General features: G+C 73.4%; 25 protein-coding genes and 2 riboswitches. Of the genes, 11 read left to right on the plus strand and 14 right to left on the minus strand.

Annotated elements, in window-relative coordinates; genetic code table 11:
• Positions 1 to 25: 25 nt before the first annotated feature.
• Positions 26 to 775, minus strand: a complete 750-nt coding sequence (locus AB0F89_RS04915) for a hypothetical protein (RefSeq protein WP_367132982.1) — start codon at positions 773 to 775, stop codon at positions 26 to 28.
• A 102-nt stretch (positions 776 to 877) separates the two neighbouring features.
• Positions 878 to 1,006, plus strand: a riboswitch (TPP riboswitch).
• Here AB0F89_RS04915 and thiC point away from each other — a divergent pair.
• The gene (gene thiC, locus AB0F89_RS04920) at positions 997 to 2,646 is read left to right on the plus strand and encodes a phosphomethylpyrimidine synthase ThiC (protein WP_367132984.1); all 1,650 of its coding nucleotides are present in this window, start codon (positions 997 to 999) and stop codon (positions 2,644 to 2,646) included. (Overlaps the previous riboswitch by 10 nt.)
• Positions 2,646 to 3,449 (plus strand): bifunctional hydroxymethylpyrimidine kinase/phosphomethylpyrimidine kinase, encoded by an 804-nt coding sequence (thiD, locus tag AB0F89_RS04925; RefSeq protein WP_367132986.1) that lies wholly within the window; start codon positions 2,646 to 2,648, stop codon positions 3,447 to 3,449. The genes thiC and thiD overlap by 1 nt, the downstream gene beginning before the upstream one ends.
• 15 nt (positions 3,450 to 3,464) lie before the next feature.
• Here the strand turns inward: thiD and AB0F89_RS04930 are convergent, their stop codons facing one another.
• Genes AB0F89_RS04930 through thiO form a run of 4 tightly spaced genes read right to left on the minus strand, consistent with a single transcriptional unit; the run spans position 3,465 to position 5,903 of the window.
• The gene (locus AB0F89_RS04930) at positions 3,465 to 3,896 is read right to left on the minus strand and encodes a MarR family winged helix-turn-helix transcriptional regulator (RefSeq protein WP_367132988.1); all 432 of its coding nucleotides are present in this window, start codon (positions 3,894 to 3,896) and stop codon (positions 3,465 to 3,467) included.
• Between the two features lie 57 nt (positions 3,897 to 3,953).
• On the minus strand, positions 3,954 to 4,709 hold the full coding sequence (locus AB0F89_RS04935; RefSeq protein ID WP_367132991.1) for a thiazole synthase: 756 nt from the start codon (positions 4,707 to 4,709) through the stop codon (positions 3,954 to 3,956).
• Position 4,710: 1 nt separating this feature from the next.
• Positions 4,711 to 4,911 carry a sulfur carrier protein ThiS gene (thiS, locus tag AB0F89_RS04940; RefSeq protein WP_367132993.1) on the minus strand — a complete coding sequence of 67 codons (201 nt, stop codon included), beginning with the start codon at positions 4,909 to 4,911 and terminating at the stop codon, positions 4,711 to 4,713.
• On the minus strand, positions 4,908 to 5,903 hold the full coding sequence (gene thiO, locus AB0F89_RS04945; RefSeq protein WP_367138711.1) for a glycine oxidase ThiO: 996 nt from the start codon (positions 5,901 to 5,903) through the stop codon (positions 4,908 to 4,910). Before thiO ends, thiS begins: the two co-directional genes overlap by 4 nt.
• Positions 5,904 to 6,015, minus strand: a riboswitch (TPP riboswitch).
• Between the two features lie 44 nt (positions 6,016 to 6,059).
• Here thiO and thiE point away from each other — a divergent pair.
• Both thiE and AB0F89_RS04955 read left to right on the plus strand, forming a co-directional pair.
• Positions 6,060 to 6,719 carry a thiamine phosphate synthase gene (gene thiE / locus AB0F89_RS04950; protein WP_367132995.1) on the plus strand — a complete coding sequence of 220 codons (660 nt, stop codon included), beginning with the start codon at positions 6,060 to 6,062 and terminating at the stop codon, positions 6,717 to 6,719.
• Positions 6,719 to 7,474: a dioxygenase gene (locus AB0F89_RS04955; RefSeq protein WP_367138713.1), complete on the plus strand. Its 756-nt coding sequence runs from the start codon at positions 6,719 to 6,721 to the stop codon at positions 7,472 to 7,474. Before thiE ends, AB0F89_RS04955 begins: the two co-directional genes overlap by 1 nt.
• A gap of 90 nt (positions 7,475 to 7,564) precedes the next feature.
• On the opposite strand, the gene AB0F89_RS04960 is transcribed toward AB0F89_RS04955, so the two are convergent.
• Positions 7,565 to 8,728: a S1 family peptidase gene (locus AB0F89_RS04960; RefSeq protein ID WP_367132997.1), complete on the minus strand. Its 1,164-nt coding sequence runs from the start codon at positions 8,726 to 8,728 to the stop codon at positions 7,565 to 7,567.
• Between the two features lie 530 nt (positions 8,729 to 9,258).
• Between AB0F89_RS04960 and AB0F89_RS04965 the strand changes: the two genes are divergently transcribed.
• A complete protein-coding gene (locus AB0F89_RS04965; protein WP_367132999.1) occupies positions 9,259 to 10,179 on the plus strand; it encodes a threonine/serine dehydratase in 921 nt (306 codons plus the stop codon).
• On the opposite strand, the gene AB0F89_RS04970 is transcribed toward AB0F89_RS04965, so the two are convergent.
• Both AB0F89_RS04970 and AB0F89_RS04975 read right to left on the minus strand, forming a co-directional pair.
• Positions 10,180 to 11,637, minus strand: a complete 1,458-nt coding sequence (locus AB0F89_RS04970; protein ID WP_367133001.1) for an MFS transporter — start codon at positions 11,635 to 11,637, stop codon at positions 10,180 to 10,182.
• Positions 11,638 to 11,753: 116 nt separating this feature from the next.
• Complete coding sequence (locus tag AB0F89_RS04975; protein ID WP_230569723.1) at positions 11,754 to 12,512, minus strand: GntR family transcriptional regulator; 759 nt, start codon at positions 12,510 to 12,512, stop codon at positions 11,754 to 11,756.
• A gap of 240 nt (positions 12,513 to 12,752) precedes the next feature.
• Here AB0F89_RS04975 and AB0F89_RS04980 point away from each other — a divergent pair, with 240 nt between their 5' ends.
• Genes AB0F89_RS04980 through AB0F89_RS05000 form a run of 5 tightly spaced genes read left to right on the plus strand, consistent with a single transcriptional unit; the run spans position 12,753 to position 18,346 of the window.
• On the plus strand, positions 12,753 to 14,039 hold the full coding sequence (locus tag AB0F89_RS04980; protein WP_367133003.1) for a sugar ABC transporter substrate-binding protein: 1,287 nt from the start codon (positions 12,753 to 12,755) through the stop codon (positions 14,037 to 14,039).
• 7 nt (positions 14,040 to 14,046) lie between these two features.
• Positions 14,047 to 15,036 carry a carbohydrate ABC transporter permease gene (locus tag AB0F89_RS04985; RefSeq protein ID WP_367133005.1) on the plus strand — a complete coding sequence of 330 codons (990 nt, stop codon included), beginning with the start codon at positions 14,047 to 14,049 and terminating at the stop codon, positions 15,034 to 15,036.
• Positions 15,033 to 15,854, plus strand: a complete 822-nt coding sequence (locus AB0F89_RS04990; RefSeq protein WP_367133007.1) for a carbohydrate ABC transporter permease — start codon at positions 15,033 to 15,035, stop codon at positions 15,852 to 15,854. The genes AB0F89_RS04985 and AB0F89_RS04990 overlap by 4 nt, the downstream gene beginning before the upstream one ends.
• A gap of 6 nt (positions 15,855 to 15,860) precedes the next feature.
• Positions 15,861 to 17,285 (plus strand): glycoside hydrolase family 3 protein, encoded by a 1,425-nt coding sequence (locus AB0F89_RS04995; protein ID WP_367133009.1) that lies wholly within the window; start codon positions 15,861 to 15,863, stop codon positions 17,283 to 17,285.
• A 17-nt stretch (positions 17,286 to 17,302) separates the two neighbouring features.
• Positions 17,303 to 18,346 carry an SIS domain-containing protein gene (locus AB0F89_RS05000; protein WP_367129505.1) on the plus strand — a complete coding sequence of 348 codons (1,044 nt, stop codon included), beginning with the start codon at positions 17,303 to 17,305 and terminating at the stop codon, positions 18,344 to 18,346.
• Positions 18,347 to 18,491: 145 nt separating this feature from the next.
• Here AB0F89_RS05000 and nagA read toward each other — a convergent pair whose 3' ends face one another.
• Complete coding sequence (gene nagA / locus AB0F89_RS05005) at positions 18,492 to 19,727, minus strand: N-acetylglucosamine-6-phosphate deacetylase (RefSeq protein ID WP_367133011.1); 1,236 nt, start codon at positions 19,725 to 19,727, stop codon at positions 18,492 to 18,494.
• 193 nt (positions 19,728 to 19,920) lie between these two features.
• Between nagA and AB0F89_RS05010 the strand changes: the two genes are divergently transcribed.
• Positions 19,921 to 20,595, plus strand: a complete 675-nt coding sequence (locus tag AB0F89_RS05010) for a FadR/GntR family transcriptional regulator (RefSeq protein ID WP_367133013.1) — start codon at positions 19,921 to 19,923, stop codon at positions 20,593 to 20,595.
• Positions 20,596 to 20,601: 6 nt separating this feature from the next.
• On the opposite strand, the gene AB0F89_RS05015 is transcribed toward AB0F89_RS05010, so the two are convergent.
• The 5 genes from AB0F89_RS05015 to AB0F89_RS05035 all read right to left on the minus strand — a co-directional run bounded on the left by AB0F89_RS05015 (position 20,602) and on the right by AB0F89_RS05035 (position 25,364).
• Complete coding sequence (locus tag AB0F89_RS05015) at positions 20,602 to 21,447, minus strand: amidohydrolase (RefSeq protein WP_367133015.1); 846 nt, start codon at positions 21,445 to 21,447, stop codon at positions 20,602 to 20,604.
• Complete coding sequence (locus AB0F89_RS05020) at positions 21,444 to 22,355, minus strand: aldo/keto reductase (RefSeq protein ID WP_367133017.1); 912 nt, start codon at positions 22,353 to 22,355, stop codon at positions 21,444 to 21,446. The genes AB0F89_RS05015 and AB0F89_RS05020 overlap by 4 nt, the downstream gene beginning before the upstream one ends.
• Before the next feature lie 77 nt (positions 22,356 to 22,432).
• The gene (locus tag AB0F89_RS05025) at positions 22,433 to 23,182 is read right to left on the minus strand and encodes an SDR family NAD(P)-dependent oxidoreductase (RefSeq protein ID WP_367133019.1); all 750 of its coding nucleotides are present in this window, start codon (positions 23,180 to 23,182) and stop codon (positions 22,433 to 22,435) included.
• Positions 23,179 to 24,510 carry an enolase C-terminal domain-like protein gene (locus tag AB0F89_RS05030; protein ID WP_367133021.1) on the minus strand — a complete coding sequence of 444 codons (1,332 nt, stop codon included), beginning with the start codon at positions 24,508 to 24,510 and terminating at the stop codon, positions 23,179 to 23,181. Before AB0F89_RS05030 ends, AB0F89_RS05025 begins: the two co-directional genes overlap by 4 nt.
• The gene (locus tag AB0F89_RS05035; RefSeq protein WP_367133023.1) at positions 24,510 to 25,364 is read right to left on the minus strand and encodes a fumarylacetoacetate hydrolase family protein; all 855 of its coding nucleotides are present in this window, start codon (positions 25,362 to 25,364) and stop codon (positions 24,510 to 24,512) included. The genes AB0F89_RS05030 and AB0F89_RS05035 overlap by 1 nt, the downstream gene beginning before the upstream one ends.
• Positions 25,365 to 25,473 lie beyond the last annotated feature (109 nt).

Genomic DNA, 25,473 nt, shown 5'->3' on the forward strand with positions numbered 1-25,473 from the left:
GGGACAGGGGCGGGACGGGCGCTGGTCAGGCGGGGTCGGTGGCCGGTTCGCCGGGGGTGGCGCGCGCCGCGGCGGCGGTGGTGTCGTGGTGGCGCTGGGCCTTCGGCTGGTGGTCGGCGCGGGTGGGGCGCTCGGGGCGCCGCCAGGGCAGTTCGGGCAGTGACGCCAGTTCGACGTAGCCCGCGCAGCGGGCCAGTTCGGGGTAGGCGCCGGCGAGCACGGCGGCCCTGATCCGCCGCACCTGGCCGACCGTCGGCAGCTCTCCCACCAGCAGGAACGGCAGCAGCAGCCGCCACGCGCCGACGATGGCGGCACGGCCGCGGTGGGGTGCGCGCAGGGTGGCCCGCGCGACGCGCAGGGCGTGTTCGCCCGCGGTCATCGCCGCGGGGTGGCCGGTGTGGTCCCAGGACCAGCGCAGGTTGTCGGCCATGGCGCAGCGGACGCAGTCGACGGGTCCGGTGGCGAGTTCTTCGCCGCACTGGGAGCAGGCAAGCAGGGTCATGGCCCAGTCGGTGCAGGTCCAGGGGTGCAGGCCGACTTCGTCGGCGAGGACGAGTTCGGCGAGTTCGCGTTCGCCGGCGCCGCCTTCGGCGAGTTGTTCGGCGGCCAGCAGCTCCTGCCAGTCGAGCAGCCAGTACTGGTCGACGAGTTCGGCGCAGAACCGGCACCCGGGGTAGCCGCGGCCCGCGAGGTCGCCGCACGACGGGCACGGCGAGACGGCGGCGGGGCGGGCCACGCGCCGGGCGCCGGGCGGGAACGGCTGGTGATCAGCCACGCGGTGAAAGGTACGCGCAAAGGGTGGGGCTTGGCACCCGCACCTTGGCAGCGGTGGCGGGCCGTGGCTATGGTCAGGCCGACAGCCCGAGGGGCTGGACAACTCAACACACGCGGGAGCTCGCGCCACAGCGGGCTGAGAGGGTGGCTGGGACCTGCGGGGTCCCGGTGCCGCCGACCGCCTGAACCTGACCGGGTAATGCCGGCGTAGGGAGGAATGTCGTGACGGCACTTGACGACCGCTCGGTCAAGCCCAGTGTCACCACCGGGCCCGTTTCGGGCTCGCGGAAGGTCCACCGAGAGGTGGGCGATGGTGTGCGGGTGCCCTTTCGCAGGGTGGAGCTGACCAACGGCGAGCACGTCGACCTGTACGACACTTCCGGTCCGTATACCGACGAGAGCGCGACCATCGACGTCCACAGTGGACTGCCGAAGCTGCGCGAGGGCTGGGTCGCGGGTCGCGAGCCGGTGAACGGCGCGGTGACCCAGTTGGCGTACGCCAAGGCGGGGATCGTCACGCCGGAGATGCGGTTCGTGGCGGCCAGGGAGAACATGAGCCCGGAGTTCGTCCGGGACGAGGTGGCGATCGGCCGGGCGGTGATCCCGCTGAACCGCAACCACCCCGAGGCCGAGCCGATGGTCATCGGCAAGAAGTTCCTGGTGAAGGTCAACGCGAACATCGGGAACTCGGCGGTGTCCTCCTCGATCGAGGAGGAGGTGGAGAAGATGGTGTGGGCGTCGCGCTGGGGCGCCGACACGATCATGGACCTGTCGACGGGCAAGCGGATCCACGAGACGCGCGAGTGGATCGTGCGGAACTCGCCGGTGCCGATCGGGACGGTGCCGATCTACCAGGCGCTGGAGAAGGTGGACGGCGATCCGGCGAAGTTGTCGTGGGAGGTGTACCGCGACACGGTGGTGGAGCAGGCCGAGCAGGGCGTGGACTACATGACGGTGCACGCGGGGGTGCTGCTGCGGTACGTGCCGCTGACGGCGCGGCGGGTGACGGGCATCGTGTCGCGCGGCGGGTCGATCATGGCGGCGTGGTGCCTGGCGCACCACCGGGAGAGCTTCCTGTACACGCACTTCGAGGAGCTGTGCGAGATCCTGCGCGCGTACGACGTGACGTTCAGCCTGGGTGACGGGTTGCGGCCGGGTTCGATCGCGGACGCCAACGACGAGGCGCAGTTCGCGGAGCTGCGCACGTTGGGCGAGTTGACGCACGTGGCGCGGTCGCACGACGTGCAGGTGATGATCGAGGGTCCGGGTCACGTGCCGATGCACAAGATCGCGGAGAACGTGCGGTTGGAGGAGGAGTGGTGCGGTGAGGCGCCGTTCTACACCCTCGGGCCGCTGGCCACGGACATCGCGCCCGCGTACGACCACATCACGTCGGCGATCGGGGCGGCGCAGATCGGCTGGTTGGGCACGGCGATGCTGTGCTACGTGACGCCGAAGGAGCACCTGGGCCTGCCGAACCGGGACGACGTGAAGACGGGCGTGATCACGTACAAGATCGCGGCGCACAGCGCCGACCTGGCGAAGGGGCACCCGGGGGCGCAGGACTGGGACGACGCGCTGTCGAAGGCGCGGTTCGAGTTCCGTTGGGAGGACCAGTTCAACCTGTCGCTGGACCCGGACACGGCGCGGTCGTTCCACGACGAGACGTTGCCGGCGGCGCCCGCGAAGACGGCGCACTTCTGCTCGATGTGCGGGCCGAAGTTCTGCTCGATGAAGATCACCCAGGACGTGCGGCGGTACGCGGAGGAGCGCGGGCTGTCCACTGTGGAGGCGATCGAGGCGGGCATGTCGGAGAAGTCGCACGAGTTCGGCGACCGCGGCAGCAAGGTGTACCTGCCGGTGGTGGATTGATGGCGGTCACGCCACCGCGGGTCCTCACCATCGCCGGGTCGGACTCCGGCGGTGGTGCGGGCCTGCAGGCCGACCTGCGGACGTTGTTCGCGTGCGGCGTGCACGGGATGACGGCGGTGACGGCGGTGACGGTGCAGAACTCGCTGGGCGTGTCCGGGTACGCCGAGCTGCCGCCGGAGGTGGTGGCGGCGCAGGTGGAGGCGGTGGCGACGGACATCGGGGTGGACGCGGCGAAGACCGGGATGCTGGCGTCGGCGGCGATCGTCGAGGCGGTCGCGGGCGCGCTGGACCGGGTCGACGTCGGGCCGTTCGTGGTCGACCCGGTGGCGGCGTCGATGCACGGGCACCAGCTGCTGGCCGACGACGCGCTGGACGCGCTGCGGGTGCTGCTGTTCCCGCGGGCGACGCTGGTGACGCCGAACCTGGACGAGGTGCGGCTGCTGACCGGGATCGAGGTGCGCAGCCGGGCGGACCAGCGCAGGGCGGCGGAGGCGTTGCACGCGATGGGGCCGCGGTGGGTGCTGGTGAAGGGCGGGCACCTGTGGGACGACCCGGAGTGCCTTGACGTGCTGTACGACGGCGAGCGGTTCGTGGAGCTGCTGGGGCCGCGTTACGACGTCAAGCACACGCACGGCAGCGGGGACACGCTGGCGTCGGCGATCGCGTCGCAGCTGGCGCGGGGCGCGGACGTGCCGGCGGCGGTGCGGTTCGGCAAGGACTTCGTCGTCCGGTCGGTGGCGGCGGCGTACCCGTTGGGCGCCGGGGTCGGCCCGGTGTCGCCGCTGTGGCGGTTGGAGGGGTAGCCGGCGGTTCGGGGGTCAGGCCGTCTCGCCGACCAGCACCTCCAGCGCGGGCAGGGCGTTGACGAGGGCGTCGCGGTGCTCGGGGCTCAGCTCTTCGATCCGCCGCTGCAGCTCCCGCACCCGGGCCGACCGCACCCCCGACACCATCGTCACGCCCTCCGGCGTGGGGGTGGCCAGCCAGGCGCGGCCGTCCTGCGGGTCCGGTTCGCGGCGCACGTACCGGGCTTCCACCAGCGCGGCCACGATGCGGGACAGGGTCGGTGGCGCGACGCCCTCCTTGGCGGCCAGGTCGCCCAGCCGCATGGGGCCGCAGCGCGCCAGCGTCGCCAGCGCCGACACCGCGCCCGGTCCGAGGCCGGGCGACCCGGTGCGGCGCAGCAGCCGGGAGAGCCTGCCGATCGCGAGGTACAGCCGGGCGGTGGCGTCCTCGACCTGGTCGGCCGTCACGGCGGTCCTCCTCGGGCAGACGGGCACAACGAGCGTCCATCATGCCGTGCTTGGCAATCACCCCATCGCCGGACTCGACGCGTGCGCCCAGAACCGCTTCGGGATGCGGCCCGCCAGCCGGGCCAACCTGCCCGCTTCCACGCCGGCCCGCATGGCCGCGGCCATCCGCTCCGGGTCCTGCGCCCTGGTGACGGCCGTCGCCAGCAGCACCGCCGAGCAGCCCAGCTCCATCGCCAGCGCCGCGTCGGACGCCGTGCCGACACCGGCGTCCAGCACCACCGGCACCGAGGCGCGCGCCACGATCAGCTCGATGTTGTGCGGGTTGCGGATGCCCAGCCCGGTGCCGATGGGCGAGCCGAGCGGCATCACGGCGGCGCAGCCCGCCTGTTCCAGGCGCAGCGCCAGCACCGGGTCGTCGGACGTGTAGGGCAGCACCACGAAACCGTCGTCGACCAGCCGTTCCGCCGCGTCCAGGAGTTCGACCGGGTCGGGCAGCAGGGTCTGGTCGTCGGCGACGACCTCCAGCTTCACCCAGTCCGTGCCCAGCGCTTCGCGGGCGAGCCGGGCGGTGAGCACGGCTTCGGCGGCGGTGCGGCAGCCGGCGGTGTTGGGCAGCGCGGAGATGCCGAGCCGGCCGAGCAGGTCGAGCACGCCGCCGCCCGAGGCGTCCAGGCGGCGCATGGCGACGGTGGTCAGCTCGGTGCCGGACGCCACCAGCGCGCGTTCCAGCACCGCCAGGTTCGCCGCGCCGCCGGTGCCCATGACCAGGCGCGAGCCGAACTCCCGTCCGGCGATCACCAGGGGGTCGTCCACGTCAGCCCCCCTGCACGGCGGTCAGCACCTCGACCACGGCGCCGTCGGGCACGGTGGTCGTGGCCCACGCCGCGCGCGGCACGACCTCGCCGTCCACCGCGACCGCGACGCCGCTGGGCGGCGCGTCGAGCAGCACGAGCACGGCGGCGACCGTGGCGCCGTCGGCCAGGTCCCGCTCGGCGCCGTTGACCTTCGCCTTCACCGGTTGTTCCCTCCTTCGCGGAGCAGGGTGAGCACCCGCCGCGCCGTGACGGGCGCGAGCAGCAGACCGTTGCGGTGGTGGCCGGTGGCGGCCAGCACGCCGGGTTCCAGCCAGTCGACGACCGGCGCGTTGTCGGGGCTGCCCGCGCGGAACCCGGCGGCGGCCTCGGTCAGCGCGTACTCGGCGATGCCGGGCCACACGACCTCGGCGTCGCGCAGCAGGTCCCGCACGCCGCCGACGGTCACGCCGCCGTCGAACCCGGCTTCGTACTGGGTGGCGCCGAGGACGAACCCGTCCGCGCGCGGCACCAGGTACACGGGTCGGCCGGAGACGTGCGCGCGGATCGTGTGCCGGGGTGGCGGCAGCGCGCCCGGTCGTGCCGACAGCCGCAGGATCTCGCCCTTCACCGGCCGGATCACGTCCTTCAGCGCCGGGTGCAGGTCGCGGCTCCACGCGCCCGCCGCGATCACCGTGACCCCGGGGGCCTCGGGAGGGGCCGAGTCGGTGAACGCCACGCCGCGGGCCTCGCAGGCGGCCCGCAACGCGCGCAGCAGCGCCCGGTTGTCCACGGCCACGTCACCGGGCACCGACAGTCCACTTCGGACGGACCCGAGGCCGGGTTCCAGGGCGCGCAGCTCACGCCCGGTCAACCTCGTCGCGGACCGGCCCCTGCGCCCCAGGTAGTCGCGCAGCTGGTCCAGCACCTCGACGTCGGCCCGGTCGACCGCGACCGCCAGCGTCCCGGCCGGGCTCAGCTCCACGCCCAGCTCGCGGGCGAACTCCGGCCACAGCGCCAACGACTCGACGCCGAGCGCCAGCACGTCCTCGTCGCCCGGCCACGCCTCGGTGATCGGCGCGAGCATCCCGCCCGCCACCCACGAGCCGCCGTGCGGCGAGCCGTGGTCCACCACCACGACGGGGAAACCGGCGCGGGCCGCGTACCAGGCGGCGGACAGGCCGATGACGCCACCGCCGAGGACGGTCACTCGCACTGCCAAGGCACTCACGCTCCCTGCGCCGGCATGACCCGGATCAGGTTCGACGGTCGGAGCGAACCACGCTCCCTCTCAGCCCGGTCTGTTCCGGGCTCCCGTGCGGACCGTCTCCACCGTAGCGCACGCGGCGGCCCGGCGGTTACCGTGCGGCCCGTGCCAGGACTCGACGGAACGCGGATCAGGCGGCGGCTCGCCGACGCACGGCTCTACCTCTGCACCCCGGCCCGCCCGGACCTCGCCGAGTTCGCGGACGCCGCGCTCGCGGGCGGCGTGGACGTCGTGCAGCTGCGGGACAAGGGCCTGGAAGCCAGGCAGGAGATCGCCGCGCTGGAAGTGCTCGCCGAGGCGTGCGCGCGGCACGGCGCGCTGCTCGCGGTGAACGACCGGGCGGACGTGGCGCTGGCCGTGGACGCCGACGTGCTGCACCTGGGGCAGGACGACCTGCCGGTGCCGTCGGCGCGTCGCGTGGTCGGCGACGAGGTGGTGATCGGCCGGTCGACGCACGACGTCGCCCAGGCGCGGGCGGCGGCCGTCGAGGACGGCGTGGACTACTTCTGCACCGGGCCGTGCTGGCCGACGCCGACCAAGCCGGGACGTCCCGCGCCCGGCCTGGACCTGGTGCGCGCCACCGCGGGCGCGACCGCGCGGCCGTGGTTCGCCATCGGCGGCATCGACCGGGAGCGGCTGCCGGAGGTGCTGGCGGCGGGCGCGGAGCGCGTGGTGGTCGTGCGGGCCGTCACCGAGGCCGAGGACCCCCGCGCCGCGGCGGCATGGTTGAAAATTCAACTAAAGGGCGTACAGTCGTCCCCGTGATGCCTGTGCTGTACCTGGGCCACGGGGCGCCCCCGCTGGCCGACGACGAGCGGTGGACCGGCGAGCTGAGGTCGTGGTCCGCGACGCTGCCGCGACCCGAGTCGATCCTCGTGGTGTCCGCGCACTGGGAGAACGACCCGCTGACGCTGGGCGCGACCACCTCCGTGCCGCTCACGTACGACTTCTGGGGCTTCCCCCGGCGGTACTACGAGGTCACCTACGAGGCGCCGGGCGCGCCCGAGCTGGCCCGCGCGGTCACCGGGCTGCTCGACCGACCGGTGGCGCGCGACGAGCGGCGCGGGCTGGACCACGGCGCGTACGTGCCGCTGAAGGAGATGTTCCCCGAGGCGGACGTCCCGGTGCTGCAGGTGTCCATGCCCAGCCTCGACCCGCGCGAGCTGTTCGACGTCGGGCGCGCGCTGGCGCCGTTGCGCGACCAGGGCGTGCTGATCGTCGGCAGCGGGTTCATGACGCACAACCTGAGCTGCGTGGACCTGTCCGTCGGCCCGGACTACCAGCCGCCGTCGTGGTCCGCCGAGTTCGACGACTGGGCGGGGCGGGCGCTGGCCGACGGCGACGTGGACGCGCTGCTGGACTTCCAGCGCAAGGCGCCCGCCGCCGGCATCGCGCACCCGCGCACCGAGCACTTCGCGCCGCTGTTCGTGTCCCTGGGCGCGAGCACGGCGCAGGAGGCCACCACGACGGTCGACGGCTTCTGGTACGGGCTGTCCAAGCGCTCCGTGCAGCTGTCCTGACCGCGCGGCTGTCCTGACCGCCGACAGCGGAGCACCCCCCGGGCAGTGCCCGAGGGGTGCTCCGCAAGCCGAACGCGGAGTGGCGCCCGATCAGCCGCGGGTCAGGCTCAACCCGTAGGCGCTCAGGATCTCGCCGACCGGCTGGAAGTAGGTCGTGCCGCCGGAGGAGCAGTTGCCCGAACCGCCGGAGGTCACGCCCTGGGCCTGGCTGTAGCCCGAGCCCGCCACCCACGAGCCGCCGGAGTCGCCGGGCTCGGCGCAGGCGTTCGTGCGGGTCAGGCCGGACACCGTGCCCTGCGGGTAGTTCACCGTCGAGTTCTTCGCCTGGACGGTGCCGCAGCGCCAGCCGGTGGTGGAGCCGGAGCGGCAGATCGCCGCGCCGACCGCCGCCGACGTGGAGCCGGTCACGGTGACGTTGGAGCCGTTGTAGCGGTTGACCCACGGGCGCGAGGTCCAGTTGGAGTTCGTCCGCACCCAGGCGTAGTCGTTGCCTGGGAAGGACGAGCCCGCGAAGGAGCCCTGCGAGACGCGGTTGAAGCCGGTCGTCGCGTTGCCCACGCGGCCGCAGTGGCCCGCGGTCACGAAGCCGCCGGAGACCGCGAAGCCCACCGAGCACCGGCCGCTGCCGATGTAGTAGGCGTCGCCGCCGCGGGTGTCGTACAGCGTCGTCGGGCTCTGGTCGACCTCGACCACCCGCACCGACGGGCTGAGCGTCTTGGCCGTGGCCAGGAACGACTCCGCCGCCGCGTCGCGCTGGAGGCGGTTGACCTCGACGACGACCGAGTTGGTCTGCTCGTCGACCCGCCAGCCGGTGATCGACTTCGGCGCCGTCATGCCGTCGATCGCCGACTTCGCGCCGGACAGCTGCCGGTGCGAGAAGGCCACGTACTTGGCGTCGGCGCCCGCGGACCGCGCCGCGGCCACCTTCGCCGAGTCGGCCACCGCGACGACCAGCTTGCCGGTCGACGGGTTGATCCACGAACCTGCGAAGGCGGCGCCGACCGCGGACCGCGCCGCGGCCTCGATCTCACCCGCGCGGGTGTCGCTCGCCAAACGGGCGGTGACCTGTTCGGCGTTCAGGCCCAGGTCGCGTTGCGCCGCTTGGAGCAACTCGGCCGGGTAGCTCTCCGTGTCGGCCGGGGTTGACCCATAGGGCGCGGCGGTGTCCGCGGTGGCCGGTACGCTGAGAGCTGTAGCCGTGCCGGCGGCCAGCAGGACGGCCGTGGCAAGGCGGACCGCACTCGTGCGGTTCATTAGGCGTCTCCCTCATCTTCGGGTGCAGGGAACCCGAGAGCCTGGTTGCAGGGACCGCTCTCGGGGGCTCTAGGGGGACGGGTGGTGGGGCGGCGGCAGGGGTCGCCCCACCCCTTTACTCCTCGTCCACGTCGTCGCTCGGGGTTCCGGGACCGTGGTCGCACGTCGCAGATCCCGGGTCGAAGCCGGCGCTCGCAGCTCTCGCACGGCCCCTCCTCCCGGTACCTACCGACCAGTACTCGCCCGTTCGAGCGACGTTATGACCCTGTTACCTATTACGGTTCAGGCCATCTGAGGGCGAAGTGTGTCACAGCACACGCCGAGTTGACTGCGCTGTGTAGCGTTTGACAGTTAACTCTCACTCAAGGTAGTGATTCGATCACCGATTCGGGCGGATTTGCCAGAAGTAAGTGATTCCGCCTCAAAGGGCTCGTACGTGTGAATGCTGTTGCCCCGGGCGGGCGACGCAGGAGGAGTTCCGGTGACGGGGCGTGTAGTCACGAAGCCGCCGCTGGGGTGAGGATCGGGACATGGACCTCGTCACGATCTCCGACATCCGGGCCGCCGCCGAGCGCATCGCGGGCGCGGCGACCCGCACACCGCTGCTGCGGTTCGACGACCGGCTGTGGCTCAAGCCGGAGAGCCTGCAACCCGTCGGCGCGTTCAAGATCCGCGGCGCGCACAACGCCCTGGCGCGGCTGCCCGAGGCCGTGCGGGCGCGCGGCGTCGTCGCGTACTCCAGCGGCAACCACGCGCAGGCCGTCGCGTACTCGGCGAAGCTGTTCGGCGTGCCCGCGGTGATCGTGGTGCCCGAGGACACGCCGCGGGTGAAGGTCGAGGCGACCCGCTCGCACGGCGCCGAGGTGGTCCAGGTGCCGACGGCCGAGCGGGAGTCGCGGGCCGCCGAGCTGGTGGCCGAGCGCGGCGCGACGCTCATCCCGCCGTTCGACCACCCCGACGTCATCGCCGGTCAGGGCACCATCGGGCTGGAGGTGATCGCCGACCTGCCGGACGTGGAGACGGTGCTGGCGCCGGTCAGCGGCGGCGGGCTGATCTCCGGCGTGGCGGCCGCGGTGAAGGCGCTGAGCCCGTCGACGCGGGTGGTCGGGGTGGAGCCGGAGCTGGCCGGTGACGCGGCCGCGTCGCTGCGGGCGGGCGCCCTGGTCCGGTGGCCCGCCGAGGACCGGGCCCGGACCGTCGCCGACGGGCTGCGGGCCGAGCCGTCCGAGCTGACGTTCGCGCACATGACCGCCCACGTGGACGACGTCGTGACGGTGTCCGAGGAACAGATCGGGGCGGCCGTCGGGCTGCTCGCCCGCCGGGCCAGGCTGGTGGTGGAGCCCAGCGGCGCGGTCGCCTTCGCCGCGCACCTCGCCCGGCCCGCCGGGCGGACCGTCGCCGTGCTGTCCGGCGGGAACGTCGACCCCGAGGTGCTCGCCCGGTACCTCTGATCAGTCGGGCACCCGCGCCGGCGGGCCGTCGACGCCGCAGCTGTGGCGCTCGGGGGTCTCCGGCGCGGCCTTGAGCACGTCGTTGTCCGTGCCGATGGCCAGCAGGCCGCCGGCGATCGACGCCACCGCGCACACCAGCAGGGCCGTCCGCCAGCCCTCGGTGAGCGCGGTCGGGTCGGCGTACTGGGCGCCGGTCAGGCCCGCCACGGCGGGCAGCACGGCCACCGCGACCAGGCTGCCGGTGCGGGCGACGGCGTTGTTGACGCCCGAGGCGACCCCCGCGTACCGGTCGGGCGCGGCGGCCAGCACGGTCGCCGTCACCGGCGCCACCACCGCCGCCAGGCCGAGGCCGAAGACGAGCAGGCCGGGCAGCACGCCGGTCCAGTAGCCGGCGCCCGGCTCGACCCGGCGCAGCAGGAGCATGCCGACGCCGATCAGGACCGGTCCTCCGACGAGTTGGGCGCGCGGCCCGATCCGCTGGGCGAGGTTCCCGGAGCGCGCCGACAGGACCAGCATGATGATCGTGATCGGGACGCTCGCCAGGCCGGACGCGGTCGGCGAGTAGCCCAGCGACACCTGCAGCTGCAGGACCATCAGCACCATGACCCCGCCGAGGGCGGCGTAGACGAGGAACGTCAGGGCGTTGGCCAGCACGAACGTCCGATCGGCGAACAGCGCGGGCGGCACGAGCGGGTCGCGGCCGCGGCGCTGCAGCACGACGAACGCCACCAGGCACGCGACACCGACCGCGGCCGACGTGACGACCAGGGCGTCCGCGCCGCGCACCGGCGCTTCGACCAGCGCGCCGGTGACGCCCGCCAGGCCGAGCGCGCCGACGACCGACTCGCCGATGTTCGGGTGGCCGGTGAGGGCTTCGTCGCGGGACTCGGGCACGTACCGGCGGGCCAGCCACACGCAGACCGCCGCGACCGGCAGGTTGATCAGGAACGCGAGCCGCCACGACCACGCCTGCACCAGCAGGCCGCCCAGCAGCGGGCCGATCGCCGTGGCGACGCCCGCGAGCCCGGACCAGGCGCCGATGGCCCGGCCGCGGTCGGCGCGGGCGAACACCGACTGGAGGATGGCCAGCGACCCGGGCGTGAGCAGCGCCCCGCCGACGCCCTGCAGGATGCGGGCGAGGACCAGCAGCTCCGTCGTCGGCGCGAGCCCGCACAACAACGAGGCCGCGCCGAACCAGAGCACGCCGAACGTGAACACCCGGCGGCGGCCGTAGCGGTCGCCCAGGGAGCCCGCGACCAGGATCAGCGAGGCGAGGGCCAGGAGGTAGCCGTCGAGGATCCACTGCAGGCCGGCGACGGAGGCCGCCAGCTCGGCGCCGATGCGGGGCAGGGCGACGTTGACGATCGTGCTGTCGAGCATCGCCATGCCCGAGCCGAGGATGGTCGTGGCCAGCACGGCCTTGGCACGTCCGGTGCCCCAGACAACGGTCTCCGTCACCGACCCATTCTGCCCCCGGACTTGTCCACAGGCCGCGCCACCACAGCCGCAACTGTCGGTGGCCGCCGGCAGAATCGAGAACAGGGGTCCCCCTCGGGCGGGGGACTCCTGCGGAGCTAGCCCGCCGGGCGGTTCAGGGTGGCCACGAACTTGTACCGGTCGCCCCGGTACACCGAGCGCACCCACTCCACCGGGTTGCCCTCCGTGTCGAACGAGTGCCGCGACAGCAGCAGCATCGGCAGGCCGATGTCCGCGCCCAGCAGCTCGGCCTCCTCCGGTGACGCGAGCGCCGTCTCGATGGTCTCCTCGGCGTGTCCCATCTCGACGCCGAACCGCTCCCGCAGCACCTGGTACAGCGACGCGCCCGGCGCGAGGTAGCGGCGCAGGCCGCGGAACCGGCCCAGGGCCAGGTGGGTCGTCTCGATCGCCATCGGCTCGCCGTCGGCCAGCCTCAGCCGGTGCAGGCGCAGCACCTTCGCGCCCGCCCGGACGCCCAGCAGCCTGGCCAGCTCGGCCTCGGCGGGCATCTCCGACGCCTCGATCAGCCGTGACGAGGGCTGCCTGCCCTGCGCTTTCATGTCCTCTGTGTACGACGACAGCTGGAGCCGTTGCGCCACCTTGGGTTCGGCGGCGAACGTCCCCTTCCCCTGCACGCGCAGCAACCGACCCTCCACGGTCAGTTCGGCAAGCGCTTGCCGCACCGTCGTGCGCGACACGTCGAACTCCGCCGCCAGCGAGCGTTCCGTCGGGATCGGCGATCCGGGCGGCAACGCGCGCAGGAGGTCGAGCAGATGCCGCTTGAGTCCCCAGTACTTCGGCTCGCGCTGCGCGCGAGTCCTGGCGTCCACGCCAGTCGCAGGGCTCGTCTCGAGCATGCCTTCCTCCTCGCCCCTTGCCAGCCGACCTTGCCAGCGCTCCCAGACACAGGATGCCCTGTCCTCGTCGGATCGTGCGCCCGAACCCCCGACAACGGCCGAAAAATGATCCGATGACTTTGCAACGGTCCAGCAACAGCCTTGACATGCCCTGTGGTGAGGCACACTCTAGGCCGCATTGGTCTACACCACTTTGGCGTTCCGGTCGTGGGATCGGGGCATGGGGAAAGGGCGCACAACGTGAAGGGCTGGAGAGGACTGGCCGTAGGTGCCGCCGCACTCGCGGTGGCCGTGGCCGGATGTGGCACGAGCTCCGACGGCGGCGGCAGCGGCAACTCCGGAGAACCCAAGACGCTGACGGTGTGGTTGATGGACGGCTCGGCGCCGACCACCCTCACCGACGCGCTGAACAAGGAGTTCCAGGACTCGCACCCCGGCGTCACCGTCAAGTACGAGATCCAGAAGTGGGGCGGCATCCAGGAGAAGCTGACCACCGCTCTGACCAGCAACAACCCGCCGGACGTCATCGAGCTGGGCAACACCCAGACGGCGAAGTTCGCGGCCGAGGAGACGCTGCTCGACCTCAGCGCCGACGCCGCCGACCTCAACGGCGACCAGTGGCTCGGCGGCCTCAAGGACTCGCTGACCTGGGACGGCAAGCAGTACGGCCTGCCGTTCTACGCCGCGAACCGCACGGTCATCTACCGGACCGACCTGTTCGAGGCCGCGGGCATCACCGCCGCGCCGACGTCGCGTGACGAGTGGGTCGCCGCGATCGAGAAGCTGAAGACGGCCAACGCGGCCGACCCGGACTTCCAGCCCCTCTACCTGCCCGGCCAGTCCTGGTACGTGCTGCTGTCGTTCATCTGGGACGAGGGCGGCGACGTGGCCAAGCCGCAGGGCTCCGCCTGGGCGGGCGCGCTGGACACCCCGCAGGCGAAGGCCGGCCTGGAGTTCTACAAGAAGCTGGTCGACACCTCGGGCACCAAGGCCCCGAAGGACGCCGACGAGGCCACTCCGCAGCAGATGGAGGTCTTCGGCACGGGCAAGGTCGGCATGATGATCGGTCTGCCGTGGGAGCTGGCGGGCGCGGTCAAGGCCAACCCGGACCTGAAGGAGAAGACCGCGGCGTTCCCGATCCCGTCGAAGACCGCGGGCAAGACCGCCCCGGTGTTCCTCGGCGGCTCGAACCTCGCCATCCCGGCCGGCAGCAAGAACAGCGACCTGGCCAAGGAGTACCTGAAGCTGCTGTCCTCGAAGAAGTACCAGGACATGCTGGCCGAGGGCGGCTCGGTGCCCGGCACCTCGACCGACACCTCGAAGCTGTCCACCAACCCGCTGGGCAAGGCGCTGGCCGAGTCCGCCCCGAACGGCAAGGTCACCCCGACCACGCCGGCCTGGGCCGCGGTCGAGGCGGGCCAGAACCCGCTCAAGGACATGCTGACCGCGTACCTGACCGGCGCGAAGCCGCTGGACCAGGCGACGGGCGACGCCAACGCGGCGCTGTCGAAGACGCTGGGCGGCTGACGGTCGGATGACGGCCGTGCACACGACCGACGCCGCGGTGCCGACGGACAACTCGTCGGCGCCGCGGCGTGCCGCACCGGACGGCGCGCCGCGCCGTCGGGGCAGCGCCTTCGACCGGGCGCTGCCCTACCTGCTGCTGGCCCCCGCCCTGGTGGCCATCCTCTGGTTGATCGGCTGGCCCGTCCTCTCCGTGGTGATCACCAGCTTCCGCCGGCTGAACCTGCGCGAGCTGACCCGCGGCGAGGTCGTGTGGACCGGCCTGGACAACTACGCCGAGATCCTGGGCGACCCGGGGTTCTGGGCGATCGCGCTGCGCACGGTGGTGTTCACCGCCGTCGTGGTGGCCGCGTCCGTGTCCGCCGGCCTGCTGATCGCGCTGCTGATGCGGCAGACCAGCCCGGTCGTGCGGATCGCGCTGCAGGTCGCGATGCTGCTGGCGTGGGCGATGCCGCTGCTCGCGGCCACCACGGTCTACCAGTGGATCTTCGACCAGCAGTACGGGATCCTGAACAAGACCCTGGTCCAGCTCGGGTTCGACTCGTTCGCCGGGTTCTCGTGGTTCTCCACCGGCACGTCGACGCTGGCCGTGATCGGGCTGCTGATCGTGTGGCAGGCGATCCCGTTCCTGGCGTTCTCGCTGTACGCCGGTGTCATCGGGATCCCGAAGGACCAGTACGAGGCGGCGGGCATCGACGGGGCGTCCGCGTGGCAGACGTTCCGCACGGTGACGTGGCCGGAGCTGCGGCCGCTGCTGCTGATGGTGACGTTCCTGTCGCTGCTGTGGGACTTCAAGGTGTTCGCCCAGATCTGGGCGATGCGCAAGGGCGGCCCGGACGGCGGCAGCACCACGTTGCCCGTGTACCAGTACCTGGAGGGCATCTCCAAGAGCCACTTCGGCGTGGCCGCGGCGGTGTCCGTGGTGATGGTCGCGCTGCTGGCCCTGCTGACCTTCCAGTACCTGCGCAGGCTGGTCCGTTCCCAGGAGGGCGACCTGTGACCGCGAAGAGGCTTTCCGCGAACGTCGTCGCGCTGGTCGTGGCCCTGCTGTTCGCATTCCCGACCTACTGGATGGTCGCGACCGCGCTGAAGCCGCGCAAGGACCTGCTGACCAGCGGTTACGACCTGATCCCGTTCTCGGTGACGGGGTCGAACTTCGGCACCGCGTGGAACAAGCCCGGTTTCCTCGACGCGCTGGGCAACAGCCTGCTGGTGACGTTGAGCGCGGTGCTGGCGGCGGTCGTGATCGGTCTGCTGGCGGCGCTGGCGCTGTCCCGGATGCGGTTCCGCGGCCGCAAGGGCTTCGTGATGATGCTGCTGGTGGCGCAGATGGCGCCGTTCGAGGCGCTGCTGATCCCGATGTTCCTGATGATGCGGGACCTGGACCTGCTGGACCGGCTGCCCGCGCTGGCGCTGATCTACTTCGCGGTGACGCTGCCGTTCTGCGCGTGGACGCTGCGCGGGTTCGTCAACGGCATCCCGCTGGAGCTGGAGGAGGCGGCGATGGTGGACGGCTGCAGCCGGTGGGGCGCATTCCGCCGGGTCACGCTGCCGCTGCTCGGGCCGGGCCTGGTCGCCACGTCGGTGTTCGCGTTCGTCACCGCGTGGAACGAGTTCCTGTACGCGCTGTCGCTGGTGAACGACCAGAGCAAGGAGACCCTGCCGGTGTGGCTGTCGGGGTTCCAGACGCAGTTCGGCACCGACTGGGGTGGCGCGATGGCCGCTTCGGCGCTGTTCACCCTGCCGGTGCTGGTGTTCTTCCTGATCGTGCAGCGCAAGATGGTCACCGGTGTCACCGCCGGTGCGGTGAAGGGGTAGGACCGCATGTCGTTGCACCGGCTCGCGTCGGGTGTGCTGCTGCCGGGGTTCCACGGGACCACCGCGCCGGACTGGCTGTTGGAGCGGGTGGCCGACGGGCTCGGCGGCGTCGTGCTGTTCGGGCGCAACGTCGTGGACGACGCCCAGGTCACGGCCTTGAACGCGCAGTTGCGCGGCGCTCGGGCGGACGTGGTCATCGGGATCGACGAGGAGGGTGGCGACGTCACCCGGCTCGACGCGGGCCGCGGGTCGGAGGTGCCGGGCAACCACGCGCTGGGCGCGGCGGACGACCCGGGGCTGACCCGGTCGGTGGCGGCGTCGATCGGGGCGCGGCTGGCGGCGTGCGGGGTGAGCCTGAACCTGGCGCCGTCGGCCGACCTCGTGCTGACGCTGGACGACCCGGTGATCGGGGTGCGGTCCTTCGGGTCCGACCCGGTGGCGGCGGGCGGCCACGTGGCGGCGTTCGTGGAGGGCATGCAGGCGGTCGGGGTGGCGGCGTGCGCCAAGCACTTCCCCGGCCACGGCGCGTCCACGGTGGACTCGCACGCGGCGCTGCCCGTGCTGCCGCGGACGGTGGCCGAGCTGGCGGCGGTCGAGTTCGTGCCGTTCCGGGCGGCCGTCGCGGCCGGGGTCCGGTCGATCATGACCGGGCACCTGGTGGTGCCGGAGTGGGGCGACGCGCCCGCCACGCTGAACCCGCTCGCGGTGCGCGTGCTGCGGGAGGAGCTGGGGTTCACCGGCGCGGTCATCACCGACGGGCTGGACATGAAGGCCGTCGGCGGCGACCTGGCGGAGGGCTCCGTGCGGTCGTTGGCGGCCGGGGTGGACGCGTTGTGCCTCGGCGGCGAGCCGCTGGACGACGACGGGCTGCGGTGGCTGGTCGACAGCATCGTGGCGGCGGTCGAGTCGGGCGCGCTGCCGGTGGAGCGGCTGGAGGAGGCGGCCCGGCGGACGGCGGCGCTCGGCGCGCCCGCCGGCGCGGTGGACGCGCACGACCCGGAGCTGGGGCTGGCCGCGGCGCGGCGGGCGGTGTCGGTGCGCGGGTCGCTGGCACTGTCCGGGCCGCCCGTGGTGGTCGACCTGGCGGTGGAGCCGTCCATCGCGGTCGGCGACGTGCCGTGGGGCCTGGGGCCGTACCTGGCGGAGCTGGTGCCGGGCACGTCGGTGCTGCCGACCACGTCGGCCACCTCGGCCGGGGAGATCGCGGCGGCGGCGGCCGGGCGGCCGGTCGTGGTGGTGACGCGGGAGGCGCACCGGTACCCGTGGGCTCGCGACCTGGTCACCTCACTCGTTACCATTGGTCTAGACCTTGTCCACGTCGAGACGGGCGTTCCGGGTCCCGACCTGGGCGCCACCGCCCGCGTGGACACCCACGGCGGCGCACGGGTGTGCCTGCTGGCCGCGGCCGAGCGCATCGCCGCCGCCACCTGACCCGACAGGGGAACCGGATGACCGACGACCAGCCCGGCAGGCACATGGCGGCCGAGATCGACCGGCAGCCCGCGATCTTCGCCGACCTGCACGCCCGACGCGACGCCATCGCCCGGGTCGCCTCGGCGATCGCCGCCCGCCGACCCCGGTTCGTGCTGCTGGCCGCACGCGGCTCCAGCGACCACGCCGCCCTGTACGCCAAGTACCTCACCGAGGTCCTGCTCCAACTGCCCGCCGGGCTGGTCTCACCCTCCACCACCACCCTCTACGGCGCCGAACCCGACCTGCGCGACGTGCTGCTGATCTCGGTGTCGCAATCCGGCGGCTCACCCGACCTGCTGGAGGTCACCGCCTCCGCCCGCGCCCGCGGCGCGCTCACCGTCGCCGTCACCAACACCGCCTCCTCCCCCCTGCACGCCGCCGCCGAACTCTCCGTCGACGTCGGCGCCGGCGTCGAGCACGCCGTCGCCGCCACCAAGACCTACTCCGCCACCCTGCTGGCCCTCTACCTGCTCGTCGACGCCATCCGCGGCGGCGCCGGCCACGCCGCCGCCAACCTCGCCGACCTCGCCCGGACCACCCTGGACACCTCCGCCGACCCGGTCGCCGAAGCCGTCCAGCGCTACCGCTTCGTCGACCGCGTCCTGACCACCGGCCGCGGCTACTCCCTGCCCACCGCCCTGGAATCCGCCCTCAAACTGGCCGAGACCTCCTACCTCGCCGCCCGCGCCTACAGCGGCGCCGACCTGCTGCACGGCCCCGTGGCCGCCGTCGACGGCGACACCGCCGTCCTCGCCGTCACCAGCACCGGCAAAGGCGGCGACGCCCTGCACGACGTCCTCGACATCGTCCACGGACGCGGCGCCGACGTCCTCGCCATCGGCTCCGCCGCCCACAAAGCCCCCGCCGCCCTGCGCATCCCCGTCGCCGAGACCGCCGAGGAAATCGCCCCCATCCTCGAAATCCTGCCCATCCAACGCCTGGCCCACGGCCTCGCCCTCGCCCGCGGCGGCGACCCCGACAACCCCCGCGGCCTCAACAAAGTCACCCGCACCCGCTGACCCCCGCCGCGCGAGTCGTACCTCCACGTCCCGCGTGTCCTACGTTCGCGACCACCGTGTCCTACGTCCAGGACCCCTGAATTCAACGCTCGGAACACGACGAGGCCCGGGGGGACCGCTCCCCCGGGCCTCGTCCCGCGACCGGCTACTGGCCCGCCGCGGCCAAGCCGACCGGCGCGTTCTCGTACACCGGCGCTTCCACGTACACCGGCGCCGGCTCGTACACCGCCGTGCTGTCGAACACGACCTCGCCGTCCACCCACACCTTGCGCGGCCGCAGGTCGTCGTCCCACCAGACCAGGTCGGCCACCGCGCCGACCTCCAACCGGCCCAGCGTGGGCTCGCCGATCGCGTCGGCCGGGACGACGGTCGCCGCCGCCAGCGCCGCCGCCGGGTCGACGCCCACCGACACGATGTTGCGCACGGCGCGGTCCAGCGTCAGCGCGCTGCCCGCGATGGTCCCCTCCGGCGAGCGCGGCACGCCGTCCTCGGTCAGCAGCACGTCCGCGCCGCCGAGCTGGTAGCGGCCGGGCGGCATGCCGGCGGCGGCCACGGCGTCCGTGACCAGCGCGACCCGGTGCCCGGCGGCGTTGAACACCAGCCGGCAGACGTCCGGGCCGACGTGCGCCAGGTCCGCGATCAGCCCCAGCGTGAACCGGTCGTCCACCAGCGCCACGCCCGGCACGCCCGGCTCGCGGTGGCCCAGCGGGCGCTGCGCGTTGAACAGGTGCGTCACCATCCGCGCGCCCGCCTCGGCGGCGGCCCTGGTCTGCTCGCCCGTGGCGTCGCTGTGCCCGACGGCGACCAGCACGCCCGCCGCCGCCAGCCTGCGCACGGCCTCCATGCCGCCCGGCTGCTCGGGCGCCAGCGTCACCATCCGCAACGCCCGGCGCAGCACCTCGTCGCCCAGGAGCAGGTCGATCTCGGCCGCGCCCGGCGGCACCATCAGCGCCGGGTCGTGCACGCCCGCCCGCTTCGGCGACAGGAACGGCCCCTCCAGGTGCACGCCGAGCGGCTTGGCGCCCGCGTGCACCGGCAGGGTCGCCGACGCCGCCACCACGGCGTGCGCCTGGCGCACCGCCACCGGCACCGGCGCGGTGATCAGGGTCGGCAGGAACCGGGTCACCCCGGTCTGCGGGAGCGCTCTCGCCACCGCGGCCATGCCTTCGGGGTCCACCTCGGCGAAGTCGACCCCGACCGCCCCGTTGACCTGCACGTCCACCAGGCCCGGGGTGAGCAGGCCGTCGGTCAGCACGTCGGCGTCGTCGGGCGGTGAGCCCACGACGACCTCGACGATCCGGCCCGCCCGCAACCTCAGGCTGACGGGACCGGTGATGGTCCGACCGAGCAGTGCTCGCGGAGCTGCGACAACCGTGTCCAAGGTCCCTCCTCAAATGGTCCAGACCATTATGGCCGGAAGTGGCGGACGCCGTCACGTGTGGTTATAAGATAACCGAATAGAGTAATGATGGGTGAATGTTTCGCCGTGCGGCGAGGTCGGCCGCACGGCGCTTCGGCGTGGCCCATACTTGGCGCCAGACATCCGAGGTCTAGCTGACGAGTCGAGGGCCGCCGTGGCAGTTACCGACGACGCCATCCTGCGCGTCAAGGAGATGATCGTCTCGGGCGAGCTGAAGCCCGGCGACCGGCTGCCCCGCGAGGCGGACCTGGCCGGGCGGCTCGGCCTGTCGCGGAACTCGCTGCGCGAGGCGGTCAAGGCGTTGTCGCTGGTCCGGGTGCTGGACGTGCGGCAGGGCGACGGCACGTACGTGTCCAGCCTGCGGGCCGACGACCTGCTCGGCGCGCTGTCGTTCGTGCTGGACCTGCACCGCGGCGAGGACTCCGTCCTGGAAGTCCTCCAGGTGCGCCGCATCCTCGAACCCGCCGCCGCGGCCATGGCGGCGCAGCGGGTCGGGCCCGAGGAGGTGGCGGCGCTGCGGGCGCTGTGCGACGCGGCCGAGTCGGCCCGGTCGGTGGAGGAGCTGGTCGAGCACGACCTGGAGTTCCACCGCGCCATCGCGCAGGGCTCCGGCAACGCCTACCTGGCCCAACTGCTCGACACGCTGGCCGGGCCCACGGTCCGGGTCCGCACCTGGCGCGGCATCACGCAGGGCGGCGCGGTGGACCGGACCGTCGCCGAGCACCGCGCCATCGTCGACGCCCTGGCCGCCCGCCAGCCCGAACTCGCCCGCTCCTGGTCGACCGTGCACGTCGCGGGCGTCGAGCAGTGGCTCTCCGACCTGGCCTGACCGGCGTCAGGCCGAACGGCCCAGCCCGTACACCCGGCTCGCCGTGCCGGCGAAGATCGCCGCGCGCTCCGACCCGGACAACGACTCCGTGAGCGCCGAGGCCGCCGACAGCACCTCGGCGTGCGACGCGGCGAGCAGGCACACCGGCCAGTCCGACCCGAACATCAGCCGCTCCGGCCCGAACGCCTCCAGCACCACCTCGAAGCACGGCCGCAGGTCGGCCACCGCCCACTCGCGCCAGTCCGCCTCCGTGACCAGCCCGGACACCTTGCACGTGACGTTCTCGCACGCCGCCAGCGCCCGCACGTCCGCCGCCCACGCGCCCAGGTCCCCCGACCGGATCGGCGGCTTGGAGCAGTGGTCCAGCACGAACGGCACGTCCGGCAGCGCCGCGGCGGTGCGCGTGGCGGCGGGCAGCTGGTGCGGCGCCGTCAGCAGGTCGTACACCAGCCCCGCCCGCCCGACGGCCGCCAGCCCGCGCCGGACGTCCGCGCGGCACAACCACTCCGGGTCCGGCTCCGCCTGCACCACGTGCCGGATGCCGCGCAGCCACTCGCCGCCCGGACCGGCGCGCAACCCCGCCAGCGCGTCACCGACCGCGCCGGACGTCAGGTCCGTCCACCCCACCACCGCGCCCACCAGCGGGTCCGACGCGGCCAGCGCCAGCATCTCCGGCGTCTCCCCCGCCACCGGCACGGTCTGCACCAGCACCGAACTCGTCACCGACGGGGCCGCCGCCGCCAGGTCGGCCAGCGAGAACGAGCGCCGGATCGCGCCCATCGGCGGGTCGGTGATCCAGTCCTGGTCCCGCACGGCCAGGTCCCACACGTGGTGGTGCGCGTCGACGATCATGGAAGCTCCTCCCACAGCGCGTCCGGCACCGGGGCGGACACCGCCGCCGCATCGGCCCGGACCTCCTCCGCCGTCCGCACGCCCAGCAGCACCGACTCGACGGCCGGGTGCCGGAGCGGGAACCGCACCGCCGCCTGCGGCAGCGTCACGCCGTGCCGCGCGCAGACCGCGGCGATCCGCCGGGCCCGCTCCACCAGCTCGGCGGGCGCGGCCCGGTAGTCGTAGGTGTCGCCGACCTCCGGCCGGGCCAGCAGCCCGGAGTTGAACACCCCGGCCGCCACCACCGGCACGCCCCGCGCCGCGCACAGGTCCAGCAGCGGCTCCCCCGCCCGGTCCAGCACGGTGTACCGCCCGGCCAGCAGCACCACGTCGACGTCGGTCTCCCGGACGAACCGCGCGGGCAGCTCCCACTGGTTCATCCCGACCCCGACCGCCCCGACGACCCCCTCCGAGCGCAACGCCGCCAGCGCGGGCACCGCCTCGGCGGACGCCTGCTCCCAGTGGTCGTCCGGGTCGTGCACGTACACCACGTCGAACCGGTCCAGCCCCGTCCGGTCCAAAGAGGACTCCAACGACCGCCGCACGCCGTCCGCGCTGAAGTCCCACCGCCGCCGCGCCCACGCGGGCACCGCGAACCCGCTCGCCAGGTCGTCGCCGCCGCCGGACCACGGCTCCAGCACCCGGCCGACCTTGGTGGACACCACGAACTCGTCCCGCGGCTTGGAGGAGAGGAACTCGCCCAACCGCCGCTCGGACAGCCCGAGCCCGTAGTGCGGCGCGGTGTCGAAGTACCGGACCCCGGCGTCCCAGGCGGCCTCCAGCGCGCCGAGCGCGTCCGCGTCGGACACCTCCGCGTACAGGTTGCCGATCGGTCCGCCGCCGAAACCCCACCGGGACAAGGGGATCACTGCTGCGCCTTCCCCGTGGCGGCCCGGCCTCCGCCGGCGCCACGATGATCACCGCGCCGTGCGGCGCGTTGGTGCGGCTAGGGTTTCGGGCGCAGCCGCAGCCCGTGCATGCCGCCGTCGACCGCGAGGACGGTCCCGGTGGTGGAGCCGGAGAGCGGACCGGCCAGGTAGGCGATCGCGCCCGCGACCTCGTCCGCCGAGACCAGCCGCCCGTGCGGCTGCCTGGCCTCCAGGGCGGCCCGCTCGGCGGCCGGGTCCGGCGCCGAGTCGAGCAGGCGGCCCACCCAGGGGGTGTCCGCCGTGCCGGGGGCCACCGCGTTCACGCGGATGCCCTCGCGCACGTGGTCCGCGGCCATGGCCAGCGTCAACGCGTGCACCGCGCCCTTGCTCGCCGAGTACAGCGCGCGCTGCGGCAGACCGGCCCAGGCCGCGATCGAGCCGGTGTTCACGATCGCCGCCGACGGCGACCGGCGCAGGTGCGGCAGGGCGGCGCGGGCGACCCGGGCCATGCCGACCACGTTGACGTCCAGCACCCGCAACCACTCGTCGTCCGGGTTCGCGGCCACGTCGCCCTGCGCGCCGACGCCCGCGTTGTTCACCACCACGTCGAGCCGGCCGAACCGCTCGACCACCTCGGCGACCGCCGCGCGCACCGACGCGTCGTCGGACACGTCCACCCCGATGCCGTGCAGCGGCGGGTCGACCCGGGGGTTCAGGTCCAGCGCCACCGCCGTCGCGCCGCGGGCGGCCAGCAGCCGCGCGGTGGCCAGGCCGATGCCCGACGCGCCGCCGGTCACCACCGCGACCAACCCCTCGAACTCGCTCACCGCGCCTCCAGTTCCGTCCACACCGGACCGTCCGGGTAGCTGTACGCCACCAGCGACTCGTCCTTGAGCCGCGCGGAGAACCCGGGCTCGGTGGGCGCCGCGTACCGGCCGCCCCGCACCACGGCCGGGTCGGTGAAGTGCTCGTGCAGGTGGTCCACCCACTCGATCACGCGGCCCTCCAGCGACCCGGACACCGCCACGTAGTCGAACATCGCCAGGTGCCGCACCAGCTCGCACAGGCCGACGCCACCCGCGTGCGGGCACACCGGGACGCCGAACTTGGCCGCCAGCAACAGGATCGCCACGTTCTCGTTGACCCCGCCGACCCGGCACGCGTCGAGCTGCACCACGTCCACCGCGCCCGCCTGCAGCAGCTGCTTGAACACCACCCGGTTCGGCACGTGCTCGCCGGTGGCGACCTTGACCGGGCTCACCGCCCTGGCGATCGCGCCGTGCCCGAGCACGTCGTCCGGCGACGTCGGCTCCTCCACCCAGTACGGGTCGAACGGCGCCAGCTCGCGCACCCACGCGATGGCCGTGCCGACGTCCCACCGCTGGTTGGCGTCCACCGCGATGCGCACGCCGTCGCCGACGACCTCGCGGGCCAGCTTCACCCGGCGCACGTCGTCGTCCAGGCTCGCGCCGACCTTCAGCTTGATCATGTCGAAGCCGTCGGCCAGCGCCTGCCCGGCCAGGCCCGCCAGCTTGTCGTCGGGGTAGCCGAGCCAGCCCGGCGACGTCGTGTAGGCCGGGTAGCCGTCCCGGACCAGGGCGGCGGCGCGCTCGGCGCGCCCCGGCTCGGCGCGGCGCAGGATCGCCAGCGCCTCGTCCGGCGTGAGCGCGTCGGACAGGTACCGGAAGTCGACCAGGCCGACGACCTCCTCCGGCGTCATCCCGGACAGGAACCGCCACAGCGGCAGCCCCGCCCGCCTGGCCGCCAGGTCCCACGCGGCGTTGACCACCGCGCCCAGCGCCATGTGCGCGACGCCCTTCTCCGGGCCCAGCCAGCGCAGCTGCGAGTCGCCGACCAGCTCCGCGGACAGCGCGGCCAGGTCGGCGGCGGTCTCCGGGACCGGCCGGCCGACGACGTGGTGGGCCAGCGACCGGATCGCGGCGGCCTGCACGTCGTTGCCGCGCCCGATGGTGAACGCCAGCCCGTACCCGTCCGGACCGGCCGAGGTGCGCAGCACGACGTAGGCGGCGGAGTAGTCCGGGTCGGGGTTCATCGCGTCCGAGCCGTCCAGCTCGCGCGAGGTCGGGAACCGGACGTCCAGCACGTCCAGGGCCACGATCCGCCCTCCCCCGGCGCGGTCCGCGCCGGCGGTCATCACGCCTGCCCGAACGTCTGGCGCTGCCTGCCGAGCCCTTCGACCTCCAGCTCCACCACGTCACCGGCCCGCAGGTACGGCTTCGGCTCCGGTTGGCCGAGCGCGACGCCGGCCGGCGTGCCGGTGTTGATGACGTCCCCCGGTCGGAGGACGAGGAACCAGCTCAGGTAGCGGACCAGCTCGGCCACCGGAAAGATCATGTTCTTGGTCGAGGAGTCCTGGCGCAGCACGCCGTTGACCCACAGCCGCGCGCTCAGCGCCTGCGGGTCCTCGACCTCGTCGGCGGGCACGAGGAAGGGGCCGAGCGGGTTGAACGTCTCGCAGTTCTTGCCCTTGTCCCACTGCCCGCCGCGGTCGAGCTGGAACTCGCGCTCGCTGACGTCGTGGGACACCGCGTACCCGGCGACGCAGGTCAGGGCCTCCTCGGTCGACTCCAGGTACCTGGCCTCGCGGCCGATGACGACGGCCAGCTCGACCTCCCAGTCGGTCCTGGTCGACCGGCGCGGCACCAGCACCTCGTCGTTCGGGCCGACGATCGTGTCGGCGGCCTTGAGGAACACCACCGGCTCGGCCGGCAGCGGGGCGCCGACCTCCGCCGCGTGGTCGCGGTAGTTGAGGCCGATGCAGACGATCTTGCCGACGTCCGCGACCGGGGGTCCGACGCGCTCGCCGTCGTCCACGATCGGGTGGAGTTCTCCGGCGGCGAGGGCGGCCCTGGCGCGGGCGATGCCGTCGGCGGCCAGGAACGCCCCGGTCACGTCGTCGGTCACCGGGGTCAGGTCGTACGTGACGCCGTCGTCGGCACGGACGGCGGGTCGTTCCGAACCCGACGGTCCCAGGCGCAGCAACTGCACGGCAGGTCCTCCTCAGCAACCGGTCGACAGATCGGATGTATAGCGCTCCGACCAGGGCCCGTCTAGAGGTTGTCCGATTATTGATCCGATGAATTCCGGTCACGAAGGG

This window comes from Saccharothrix sp. HUAS TT1 (assembly GCF_040744945.1).
Taxonomy (GTDB): Bacteria; Actinomycetota; Actinomycetes; order Mycobacteriales; family Pseudonocardiaceae; genus Actinosynnema.

What these genes read in the sequence shown, in the direction of transcription:
- thiD (WP_367132986.1), top strand. Translation starts at nt 2,646, where the DNA reads ATGGCGGTCACGCCACCGCGGGTCCTCACCATCGCCGGGTCGGACTCC.
- AB0F89_RS04955 (WP_367138713.1), top strand. Translation starts at nt 6,719, where the DNA reads ATGCCTGTGCTGTACCTGGGCCACGGGGCGCCCCCGCTGGCCGACGAC.
- AB0F89_RS04960 (WP_367132997.1), bottom strand. Translation starts at nt 8,728, where the DNA reads ATGAACCGCACGAGTGCGGTCCGCCTTGCCACGGCCGTCCTGCTGGCC.
- AB0F89_RS04965 (WP_367132999.1), top strand. Translation starts at nt 9,259, where the DNA reads ATGGACCTCGTCACGATCTCCGACATCCGGGCCGCCGCCGAGCGCATC.
- AB0F89_RS04975 (WP_230569723.1), bottom strand. Translation starts at nt 12,512, where the DNA reads ATGCTCGAGACGAGCCCTGCGACTGGCGTGGACGCCAGGACTCGCGCG.
- AB0F89_RS04985 (WP_367133005.1), top strand. Translation starts at nt 14,047, where the DNA reads ATGACGGCCGTGCACACGACCGACGCCGCGGTGCCGACGGACAACTCG.
- AB0F89_RS04995 (WP_367133009.1), top strand. Translation starts at nt 15,861, where the DNA reads ATGTCGTTGCACCGGCTCGCGTCGGGTGTGCTGCTGCCGGGGTTCCAC.
- AB0F89_RS05000 (WP_367129505.1), top strand. Translation starts at nt 17,303, where the DNA reads ATGACCGACGACCAGCCCGGCAGGCACATGGCGGCCGAGATCGACCGG.
- AB0F89_RS05015 (WP_367133015.1), bottom strand. Translation starts at nt 21,447, where the DNA reads ATGATCGTCGACGCGCACCACCACGTGTGGGACCTGGCCGTGCGGGAC.
- AB0F89_RS05030 (WP_367133021.1), bottom strand. Translation starts at nt 24,510, where the DNA reads ATGACCGCCGGCGCGGACCGCGCCGGGGGAGGGCGGATCGTGGCCCTG.